The sequence below is a fragment of the Micromonospora sp. NPDC005220 genome, from assembly GCF_040607895.1.
In the GTDB taxonomy this organism is placed as follows: domain Bacteria; phylum Actinomycetota; class Actinomycetes; order Mycobacteriales; family Micromonosporaceae; genus Micromonospora.
The window spans coordinates 1-8,703 of sequence record NZ_JBEXHP010000170.1 but is presented as its reverse complement, the minus strand read 5'-3'; the positions used below and the strand labels follow the sequence as shown (position 1 = coordinate 8,703).

The 8,703-nt window shown below is 74.6% G+C and carries 12 protein-coding genes and 1 pseudogene; 11 read left to right on the top strand and 2 right to left on the bottom strand.

The window, feature by feature from the left end:
• The 5 genes from ABZU52_RS30815 to ABZU52_RS30795 all read left to right on the top strand — a co-directional run.
• The coding region (locus tag ABZU52_RS30815; RefSeq protein WP_354974443.1) for a glycosyltransferase at positions 1–614 on the top strand (614 nt) is incomplete at its 5' end.
• Positions 611–1,429 carry a class I SAM-dependent methyltransferase gene (locus ABZU52_RS30810; protein ID WP_354974442.1) on the top strand — a complete coding sequence of 273 codons (819 nt, stop codon included), beginning with the start codon at positions 611–613 and terminating at the stop codon, positions 1,427–1,429. The genes ABZU52_RS30815 and ABZU52_RS30810, both read left to right, overlap by 4 nt.
• Before the next feature lie 66 nt (positions 1,430–1,495).
• Positions 1,496–2,434 carry a lysylphosphatidylglycerol synthase transmembrane domain-containing protein gene (locus ABZU52_RS30805; RefSeq protein ID WP_354974441.1) on the top strand — a complete coding sequence of 313 codons (939 nt, stop codon included), beginning with the start codon at positions 1,496–1,498 and terminating at the stop codon, positions 2,432–2,434.
• A 58-nt stretch (positions 2,435–2,492) separates the two neighbouring features.
• Positions 2,493–3,194 carry a GTP cyclohydrolase II gene (gene ribA, locus ABZU52_RS30800; RefSeq protein WP_354974440.1) on the top strand — a complete coding sequence of 234 codons (702 nt, stop codon included), beginning with the start codon at positions 2,493–2,495 and terminating at the stop codon, positions 3,192–3,194.
• Positions 3,191–3,916, top strand: a complete 726-nt coding sequence (locus tag ABZU52_RS30795; RefSeq protein WP_354974439.1) for a dihydrofolate reductase family protein — start codon at positions 3,191–3,193, stop codon at positions 3,914–3,916. Before ribA ends, ABZU52_RS30795 begins: the two co-directional genes overlap by 4 nt.
• Before the next feature lie 54 nt (positions 3,917–3,970).
• Here the strand turns inward: ABZU52_RS30795 and ABZU52_RS30790 are convergent, their stop codons facing one another.
• The gene (locus tag ABZU52_RS30790; protein WP_354974438.1) at positions 3,971–4,153 is read right to left on the bottom strand and encodes a BBE domain-containing protein; all 183 of its coding nucleotides are present in this window, start codon (positions 4,151–4,153) and stop codon (positions 3,971–3,973) included.
• Here ABZU52_RS30790 and ABZU52_RS30785 point away from each other — a divergent pair.
• A complete protein-coding gene (locus tag ABZU52_RS30785; protein WP_354974444.1) occupies positions 4,079–4,522 on the top strand; it encodes a TetR/AcrR family transcriptional regulator C-terminal domain-containing protein in 444 nt (147 codons plus the stop codon). The two genes, ABZU52_RS30790 and ABZU52_RS30785, sit on opposite strands and share 75 nt — an antisense overlap.
• Before the next feature lie 10 nt (positions 4,523–4,532).
• Positions 4,533–4,991 (top strand): GNAT family N-acetyltransferase, encoded by a 459-nt coding sequence (locus ABZU52_RS30780; protein ID WP_354974437.1) that lies wholly within the window; start codon positions 4,533–4,535, stop codon positions 4,989–4,991.
• Positions 4,992–5,005: 14 nt separating this feature from the next.
• On the opposite strand, the gene ABZU52_RS30775 is transcribed toward ABZU52_RS30780, so the two are convergent.
• Positions 5,006–5,437, bottom strand: coding sequence for a Rieske (2Fe-2S) protein (locus ABZU52_RS30775; RefSeq protein ID WP_354974436.1), 432 nt, complete (start codon positions 5,435–5,437; stop codon positions 5,006–5,008).
• Positions 5,438–5,588: 151 nt separating this feature from the next.
• Here ABZU52_RS30775 and ABZU52_RS30770 point away from each other — a divergent pair, with 151 nt between their 5' ends.
• The 4 genes and pseudogenes from ABZU52_RS30770 to ABZU52_RS30755 all read left to right on the top strand — a co-directional run.
• Positions 5,589–6,161, top strand: coding sequence for a nucleosidase (locus ABZU52_RS30770; RefSeq protein ID WP_354974435.1), 573 nt, complete (start codon positions 5,589–5,591; stop codon positions 6,159–6,161).
• A 172-nt stretch (positions 6,162–6,333) separates the two neighbouring features.
• Positions 6,334–7,197, top strand: a complete 864-nt coding sequence (locus tag ABZU52_RS30765) for a S1 family peptidase (protein ID WP_354974434.1) — start codon at positions 6,334–6,336, stop codon at positions 7,195–7,197.
• A gap of 85 nt (positions 7,198–7,282) precedes the next feature.
• Positions 7,283–8,308, top strand: coding sequence for a sugar kinase (locus ABZU52_RS30760; RefSeq protein ID WP_354974433.1), 1,026 nt, complete (start codon positions 7,283–7,285; stop codon positions 8,306–8,308).
• Between the two features lie 67 nt (positions 8,309–8,375).
• Positions 8,376–8,703: pseudogene (locus ABZU52_RS30755) on the top strand (2-dehydro-3-deoxyphosphogluconate aldolase); the annotation flags it as partial.

Here is an 8,703-nt window from a genome sequence, read left to right as displayed (position 1 = left end):
GGGCCGCGCCGCCGGGGGTGCGGCCCGCGCCGCCGGCTGCCGGCTCGGCGGCCGGCGACCGGTTGCTCTGCGTCGCGGCGGTCACCCACCACAAGGGGTACGACGTGCTTGTCGACGCGTTGGCCACGCTGGTCGGACGGCAGTGGACGATGGTCTGTGCGGGCACGCTGGCCCGGGAACCGCAGTTGGTGCACCGGCTGCGCGACAGGTTGACCGGAGCGGGCCTCACCGAGCGGGTGCGGCTGGTCGGCCCGCTGACCGGCGCGGCGTTGAACGACGCGTACGCCGCCGCCGACCTGCTGGTGCTGCCGTCGAGGGGCGAGACGTACGGCATGGTCGTCACCGAGGCGCTGGCCCGCGGCCTGCCGGTGCTGACCACCGGGGCGGGTGGGCTGCCGGAGGCGCTCGGTCACGCGCCCGGCGGTGACCGGCCGGGGCTGCTGGTCCCGCCCGGTGACCCGGCGGCGCTGGCCGCCGCGCTGATCCGCTGGCTGGACGACGACGCGTTGCGTGCCCGGCTGCGGCGTGCCGCTCTCGCCCGGCGCGACACCCTGACCGATTGGCCGGTGACCACCATGCTGCTGGCCGGCGTGCTGAAGGAGGTGGCGGAATGACCGCCGAGGAGACCCTGCCGTTCGCCGACTGGCTGCGGTTGCGTGAGCCGGCCGACGCGGCGGCGCGCGCCGAGGAGTTGCTGGACGCCGTCCGGGCCCGGCTGACCGGGGACGCGCCGATGGTGATCCACGACCTGGGCAGCGGCACCGGTTCGATGAGTCGGTGGTTGGCCGTCCGGCTGCCCGGACCACAGCACTGGGTGCTGCACGACCGGGACGCCGACCTGCTGGCCCGTGCCGCCGAGGGCATGACCGGGGTACGAGCCGCCGACGGCGCCCCGGTCACCGTGCACACCCGCTGCGGTGACCTCACCGGGCTGACCGCCGCCGACCTCGCCGACGGTTCCCTGGTCACCGCGTCCGCCCTGCTGGACATGCTCACCGCGGAGGAGATCGAACGGGTGGTGGCCGCCTGCGTCGGCCGGCCCGCCCTGTTCGCCATCTCGGTGACCGGGCGGGTCCGGTTCACCCCTGCCGACCCGCTGGACGAGGCGGTCGAAGCCGCGTTCAACGACCACCAGCGGCGTACCGTCGAGGGCCGGCGGCTGCTCGGCCCGGATGCCGGCGCCGCCACCGCCGCCGCGTTCGCTCGGCACGGCGTGGACGTGCGGGAACGGCCCAGCCCGTGGCGCCTCGGCCCGGAGCAGGCCGACCTGGCCGCCGAGTGGTTCCGGGGCTGGCTCGGGGCGGCCTGCGCGCAGCGCCCCGACCTGGCCGGCCCGGCGCAGGCGTACGCCCGGCGGCGGCTGGCCGACGCGGCGGCCGGCCGACTCACCGTGCTGGTCGACCACACTGACCTCCTCGCCGGTGGATGAACCGTTCACGCCCTGGGTACGTGGACTAGGGCAACTGGACGATCTTCAAGGGGAGGGCCGGCGCCGATGTTCTGGGCCTGGGCACGAGTGGTCGGCGGGGTGGGTCTGCTCGCCGTCCTGCTGTGGCAGGTGGGCACCGGCCCGTTCCTTGCCGGGGTACGACTGATCGACGCGCCAGCGTTGGCGGCGGCGCTGGTCATCGGGGTGCTCACCACGGTCTGCGCGGCGTGGCGGTGGAGCCTGGTCGCCGGTGGTCTCGGAGTCCGCCTGCCGTTGGCGACCGCGGTGGCGCACTGCTACCGGGCCGTGTTCCTCAACGCCACCCTGCCCGGCGGGGTGCTCGGCGACGTGCACCGGGCGGTCCGCCACGGCCGCGACGCCGGTGACGTCAGCCGGGGCATCCGCGCGGTGGTCTGGGAGCGGACCGCCGGGCAGGTGGTCCTGGTCGGAGTGGCGCTCGTGGTGCTGGCGGCCTTCCCGTCCCCGGCACGGCCGTACCTGCCGGTCGTCGCCGCGCTGCTCGTCGCCGGTGGGCTGGTCGCCGTGCTGGTGGCGAGGGTCCTTCCGAACGGCGGCGGGTCGCGCTGGGCGACGGCACTGCGGACCGCCGTGGCGGACGTGCGGTCGGGGCTGCTGGCCCGGCGTACCTGGTTCGGTGTGCTGGTCGCCTCGGCCGTGATGGTCGCCGGGCACCTGGCCACCTTCCTGGTGGCGGCGCGTACCGCCGGGTCGGACGCCCCGCTGACCCGACTGCTGCCGTTGACGCTGCTCGCCCTGCTCGCCATGGGCCTGCCGTTGAACGTGGCCGGCTTCGGACCGCGCGAGGGGGTGGCGGCGTGGGTGTTCGGCGCGGCCGGCCTCAGCGCGGCCGAGGGCGTCGCCACCGCCACCGTCTACGGTGCACTGATTCTGGTGGCCAGCCTGCCCGGGGCCGCCGTGTTGCTGGCCCGGCGGCGTCGAATTCCGGTCGCCGCCGGGGAAGCCACCTCCGGCGACGGCTGTTGAGTCGGTTGTGAGACGGTACGCGTCGCCGGACGGCGGCGGCGCCGGACGAAGGAGTCCCATGCCCGAAGCATTGCCGGTTGCCACGATCCGCACGCAGGTCACGGTGCCGTTGGCGTTTCCGGACGGCTACACCACGACCACCCGAGTGTTCACCTTCAAGGGCCTGGTGGACGGTCGGGAGCACCTGGCCTTCGGTCTCGGCGACTGGGCGGGCGCGCTGGATCGGCTCGCCGTCGGGGGAGAAGCCCCGCTGGTCCGCCCGCACAGCGAATGCCTGACCGGCGACGTGTTCGGCAGCCAACGGTGCGACTGCGGGCCGCAGCTGCGGGAGGCGGTGCAGCGGATCGCCGAGACCGGAGGTTTTCTGCTCTACCTGCGACAGGAGGGCCGTGGCATCGGCCTGTACGCCAAGCTGGACGCGTACGCGTTGCAGGACGCCGGGTTGGACACCTACCAGGCCAACGTGGCGCTGGGCCGGGGCGAGGACGAGCGGGACTACACCGCCGCCGCGCAGATGCTGGCCACGTTGGGCGTGCCGCGGGTTCGACTGCTGAGCAGCAACCCGGACAAGGCCGAGCAGTTGACCCGGCTGGGCGTGGACGTGGCCGAACGGGTGCTGACCAGCGTCTTCCTCTCGCCTGCCAACGCCGACTACCTGGCGGCGAAGGCGGCCAAGGCGGCGGAGGTCGAGGCGGCGGAGGCAGCCGAGGCGGCGGAGACGCTCGCGGGTCGTCCTTCTGAGCGGCCCGTCCCCCGATGAGCTGCCGGCCGGAGCCGACGCGGCCGTACGTGCTGCTGAGCTGTGCCACCTCCATCGACGGGTACATCGACGACGCCACGGAGCAGCGGTTACTGCTGTCCAACGACGACGACTTGGACCGCGTCGACGCGGTCCGGGCCAGCTGCGATGCCATCCTGGTCGGTGCCGGCACCGTCCGACGCGACGACCCTCGGCTGCTGGTGCGGTCCCCGGGCCGCCGGGACGCCCGGGTGGCGGCCGGTCGACCCGCCTCGCCCACCAAGGTCACCCTGACCGCCCGGGGTGACCTCGACCCGACCGCCCGCTTCTTCACCGCCGGTGATGCGGCCCGGTTGGTCTACTGCGCCTCGGGCGCGGTGGAGAAGACCCGGGAACGGGTCGGCCAACTGGCCACCGTGGTCGACGCGGGGGAGCCCGTCGACCCGGGCTGGCTGCTGACCGACCTGGCCGCGCGGGGCGTGCAGCGGTTGATGGTGGAGGGTGGCGGGACGGTGCACGCCCAGTTCCTGGCCGCCGGTCTCGCTGACGAACTGCACCTGGTGGTCGCCCCGTTCTTCGTCGGTGACGGTCGGGCGCCCCGGTTCGTCGGCGAGGGCCGTTTCCCCTGGCACCCGGGTCGGCGTGCCCGGCTGGCCGAGGCCCGCCAGATCGGCGACGTGGTCCTGCTCCGCTACGCCCTCTCCGAGCGCTGCCCCGCCGACCCCGCCCGCCCTGTCGGTTGATCATGAGGTTGGCGGGTGATTCACCCTGGGCGGGGGTGGGGTCAGCGGGTGCGGTCAGTGCCCGGGTGGTCGTACCGACAGGTCGTGGTGGAAGACGCTGCGGGGGTCCCAGCGGGCCTTGACCTGTTGCAACCGCCGGTAGTTGGGCCCGAAGTAGACCTCCTGCCACGGTCGGGTCGCGGCGGTGAGGTCGTCGAACGGCTGGCCGGGGACGAGTGGACGCTGTACCGCCGCCACCCCTGGCTGCTGGCCGTCCTCGCGACCGACCGACCGCCGGCCGGCCCGGCCGTACTCGCCATGGTCGACCGTGTCGTGGTGGCGTTCACCAGCGCCGGGTACGACCCCGCCGAGGCGTTCCGCGCCTACCTGGCGTTCAGCGGCTACATCCAGGGCATGGCCCTGCTCATCCGGCGCGATCCCGTCGACACCACCTACCACGCCTGGTGGTCGGCGACGCGCAGCCGGTTGGAGCGGACCGGCCGTACCCGGGAACGACAGTGGCTGGCCGCGGCCGGCCAGACCCGACCCGACACCGACCTCGACACCTGGTTCCAGTTTGGCCTGGGCCGGCTGCTCGACGGCCTGTTGCAAGGCCCCGCTCGGTAGTGTGGCTGGCGTGCCGCAACTGGTGAAGATCACTCCAGACAACGTGGAGGCCGCGTGCCGGGTGAGCGTGCGGCCCGACCAGGAGAGGTTCTCTTCTCCGGTGGCCTGGTCCCTCGCCGAGGCGTACGCGCAGCCCGAGATCGCGTGGCCGCGTCTGATCGTCGAGGACGACGAGATCGTCGGCTTCCTGATGGGCTTCTTCGACATCGGGTGGAATCCGGCCCACCCGGACGACAGGCGCTCGGGGCTGTGGCGGCTGAACATCGCCGCCGACCACCAGGGCCGGGGGTACGGCCGCTTCGCGGTCCAGGCCGTCCGCGACGAGGCCCGCCGACGGGGGCACGACCGCGTCTACACGACGTGGAGGCCGGGGCCGGACGGGCCGGAGCGGTTCTACCTGAGACTCGGGTTCCAGTTGACCGGGGAGACCAGCGAGGACGACGTGGTCGGCGTCCACTCCACCCACTGACCGGGGGCGGCTGGTCAGGCTCGGGTGATCGTTGTGCCGTCGACCGTGATGGGGATCTCCGTCAGGCCCCTGGTGGCGGGCCCGCCCCGGCGGGAGCCGTCGCTGACCGCGAAGGTGGAGTTGTGCGCGGGGCAGGTGATCACGCCGTCGCGGGGCGCGCCGACGCGTACGCCCTGGTGTGGGCAGGTCGCGTCGTACGCCTTGAACGTGCCGGCCTCCGGTTGGACCACCAGCACGCCGCCGCTCACCGTGCCCCCGCCCACCGGCACGTCGGCGGTGCTGGTCAGCACGCTGCCGACGGTGGCGGCCTCCTGACCGGTCGAGCTGTCACCGGCGCCGCAGGCGCTCAGCAGGCCGGCGGCGCCGACCGCACCGGCCCCGGTCAGCAGGGCGCGCCGGCTCAGGCACCAGCGGTTGTCGCGGTGGAACTCCTGCCCGTCGTACACCCTCGTCACCTCTTTCGTCGCGGCCCGGACCGCCGACGTCCGGTGGCTCGCCGGACCAGCCTGCCCCACGTGCCTGAACGCACCATGCGACAGCGCTGAACGATGGCTGGGTGCGGTCGGCGGGGGAGAGCCGGGCTCGTACGATGCTCCGGTGAATCTTCGAGGTACGGTCCGCGCCGATCGTCCGCTGGTGGTTCTCGCCGTCGGGGAGGAGGCCCGCTACCTGCCGCCCGAGCTGCCGGTCCTGTTGACCGGGATGGGCAAGGTGAACGCCGCCAGCGCGGTGGCCGCGGTGCTGGCCGCCGGGCCGCGCCCCGCCCTGCTGCTCAACCTGGGCACGGCCGGTGCGTTGCGCCCGGGGTTGGCCGGCATCCACGAGGTCGCCACCGTGCTCCAGCACGACCTGGACACCGACCTGCTGCGCACGCTCACCGGCGAGACCTACGGGGCGCCGCTGTCGCTGGCCGCCGAGGGCGCGGTGCTGGCCACCGGTGACACCTTCGTGGCCGACGACGCGGAGCGGGACCGGCTGGCGCAGCGCGCCGACCTGGTCGACATGGAGGGGTACGCGGTGGCCTGGGCCGCCGCCCAGGCCGGTGTGCCGTGCCGGCTGGTCAAGCAGGTCAGCGACGAGGCGGGCGACGGTGCGGCCCGGACCTGGCAGGAGTCGGTGGACGCCTGCGCCCGGGACCTCGCCGACTGGGCCGCCCGGCACCTCGCCTGACGGTGAGCACCCCAGCGCGAGGGCCACGATCGCGGTGACCAGCACGGGTGGCCAGCCGCCGGATCGACTATTCCCGCCGGTCGGGGAAGAGGACGGCCGGAGGTTGTCACGGCGTCGGACACCGGGCGATGCTTTGCCGCATCCACAGATCTCGATCTCCTCGGAGGTTCGGATGCGCCGCTACCCGCTGGCCGCCCTCGTCCTGACCATCCTGCTGCTCGTCGCGCCCGGCGCGGCGCAGGCCGCCGTCCCGGACCGGGTCGCCGCGCCCGCCGCCGACGCGGCGGCCGTGCTGACCGGAGTACGCACCCCGGGCACCGCCTGGGGTTTCGACCCCGCCACCGGCCGGATGACGCTCACCGTCGACGACACCGTGGCCCGCACCGAACTGACCGCACTGCGGGCGATCGCCGACCGGGCCGGCGTGCTGCTGCGCCGCGAACCCGGGACGCTGCGCCCCCTGATCGCCGGCGGGCAGGGCATCTACGGCGGCGGCGGCGCGCGCTGCTCGCTCGGTGCGAACGCGCGCAGCGGCAGCACCTACTACGTGATCACCGCCGGGCACTGCACCACCAGCGCCGCCACCTGGTACGCCGACAGCGCCCAGAGCACCGTGCTCGGCACCCGCACCGCCACCAGTTACCCCGGCAACGACTACGGGCTGATCCGCTACACCGGGCGCATCGCCCACCCGAGCGCGGTCTACACCTATCCCGGCCTGCTGACCATCAACGGGCCCGGCAACGCGTACATCGGTCAGGCGGTGTGCCGCAGCGGTAGCACCACCGGGGTGCGGTGCGGCACGGTCACCGGTCTCAACCAGACCGTCAACTACGCCACCGGCGTGATCTACGGCCTGATCCGCACCAACATCTGCGCCGAGCCGGGGGACAGCGGCGGACCTCTCTACGTGGCCGCCACCGGCACCATCCTCGGCATCCTCTCCGGCGGCACCGGCAACTGCACGGCCGGCGGCACCACCTACTACCAGCCGATCGCGGAGGTGCTGGCCGCGTACGGGCTGACGCTGCCCTGACCAGTGGGACACCGGCTTGCCCGTCCCGCGTGCGACACCTAGGCTCGGCGACGCCCAGCACCCCCGCCGCGAGGACGTGTGCCCGATGCCGACCGCCCCCCGACCTGACCAGGCGAGTGTCCCGGCCGGCTCCGCGTCGGTCGAGGTGGCCGCGGTGGGGGAGACGATGGTGGTGCTCTGCCCCGCGCCGGGTGAGCCGCTGGAGCACGCCGAACGGGTCGCCGTCTCGGTCGGTGGCGCCGAGTCCAACGTGGCCGGTTACCTGGCCCGCCTGGGACACCGGACGACCTGGGTGAGCCGGGTCGGCGACGACCCCTTCGGTCGGGCCGTCGTCCGGCACGTCGCCGCCGCCGGCGTCCGCGTCGACCAGGTGTGCGTGGACCCGACCGCCCCCACCGGCCTGTATGTGAAGGACCCGGGCCCACAGGGGACCGCCGTGCACTACTACCGGGCCGGGTCGGCGGCGTCCCTGATGAACCCCGCCACGCTGGCCGACCCGGCGCTGGCCGGTGCCCGGGTGCTGCACCTGTCCGGGATCACCCCGGCGCTCTCCGCGTCCTGCCGGGCGCTGGTCGAACACGCGGTGACCGACCGACCGCTGGCCGAGGCGCTGGTCAGCTTCGACGTCAACCACCGGGCCCGGCTGTGGCCCGCCGAGCAGGCCGCGCCGGTGCTGCGCGACATCGCCAACCGCTGCGACCTCGTCTTCGTCGGGCAGGACGAGGCGGAGACCCTCTGGGGCAGCACCGACCCGACGGCGGTGCGCGACCTGCTGCCGGGCCCGGGAACGGTGGTGGTGAAGGACGGCGCGGTGGGCGCCACCGCGCTGGTCCGCGACGCCGAACCGGTCTTCGTGTCCGCGCCCCGGGTGACGGTGGTGGAGCCGGTCGGCGCCGGTGACGCGTTCGCCGCCGGCTACCTGGCCGGGCTGCTGCGTGGCCTCGACCCCGTACGGCGGTTGCGCCTCGGCCACCTCACGGCGGCGCAGGCGTTGACCAGCAGCGGCGACAACGCCCCGGTCCCGCCGTGGGCCTGGTTCGAGAAGCTGATCGACGCCCCCGCCGACGCCTGGTCGCCGCTCGACCTGACCGACCTGGTGACGGCGACCTGAGTCGGGCCGCCGGGTGGCGACCCGACCAGCAGCAACAGTCCCACCGCGACCTCGGATGGAGTGCACCATGACCACACCGGACTTCGACCACATCTTCGGCGGCGCCCGGGTGATGGCGATCCTGCGCGGCCTGCCGGTCGCCGAGACCGTTCGGCTCGCCGAGCGGGCCTGGGACCTCGGCATCGACGTGGTGGAGGTTCCGGTGGCCACCGCCGACGCGGTGCCGGCGTTGCGGGCCGCGGTCGAGGCGGGGGCCGAGCGGGACCGGATCGTCGGTGCCGGCCCCGGTCGCGACGGCGCCCCGGGCGCCCCGGCGGCCGCCGCCGGGGCCCCGGGGGGCGGGGGGGCCGGGTCCGGCCCGGGCCCCCCCCGCTGGCGAGCGGGCGGGGGGGGGT

What these genes read in the sequence shown, in the direction of transcription:
- ribA (WP_354974440.1), top strand. Translation starts at nt 2,493, where the DNA reads ATGCCCGAAGCATTGCCGGTTGCCACGATCCGCACGCAGGTCACGGTG.
- ABZU52_RS30805 (WP_354974441.1), top strand. Translation starts at nt 1,496, where the DNA reads ATGTTCTGGGCCTGGGCACGAGTGGTCGGCGGGGTGGGTCTGCTCGCC.
- ABZU52_RS30810 (WP_354974442.1), top strand. Translation starts at nt 611, where the DNA reads ATGACCGCCGAGGAGACCCTGCCGTTCGCCGACTGGCTGCGGTTGCGT.
- ABZU52_RS30795 (WP_354974439.1), top strand. Translation starts at nt 3,191, where the DNA reads ATGAGCTGCCGGCCGGAGCCGACGCGGCCGTACGTGCTGCTGAGCTGT.
- ABZU52_RS30760 (WP_354974433.1), top strand. Translation starts at nt 7,283, where the DNA reads ATGCCGACCGCCCCCCGACCTGACCAGGCGAGTGTCCCGGCCGGCTCC.
- ABZU52_RS30765 (WP_354974434.1), top strand. Translation starts at nt 6,334, where the DNA reads ATGCGCCGCTACCCGCTGGCCGCCCTCGTCCTGACCATCCTGCTGCTC.